Below are 265 nucleotides of genomic sequence, written 5' to 3'. Positions count from 1 at the left end.
ATACAACCTTAAATTGAGGGCTTTGCCCCCTTAAGTCTTAGTATGTAATTATGCCTTTTCCTTAATCTCATATAAACTAATATTTATCCTATTCTTCCTTATATCATTTACATACTTCCTTAAATTAAATCCTAGTGCATACATACTAAATTCAAATTCTACTCCCCTTAACCCCTTTCTCCTAAATCTATCATAATCATAATTTTCCTTTATATCTCCAAAAGGTCTCTCTACTTGTATTGACCTATTTAACCTATATCTTATA

1 protein-coding gene is annotated in these 265 nt (G+C 29.4%); it reads right to left on the bottom strand.

The window, feature by feature from the left end; translation table 11 throughout:
- Window positions 1-48 precede the first annotated feature (48 nt).
- Window positions 49-265, bottom strand: a 217-nt coding sequence (locus tag BT993_RS07050) for a transposase (RefSeq protein WP_208600535.1), incomplete at its 5' end; no start/stop codon positions are given.

It is taken from the genome of Streptobacillus ratti, from assembly GCF_001891165.1.
Taxonomy (GTDB): domain Bacteria; phylum Fusobacteriota; class Fusobacteriia; order Fusobacteriales; family Leptotrichiaceae; genus Streptobacillus; species Streptobacillus ratti.
Note: the sequence above shows the minus strand (reverse complement) of the source record. Positions and strands in the feature narration are given on the sequence as shown.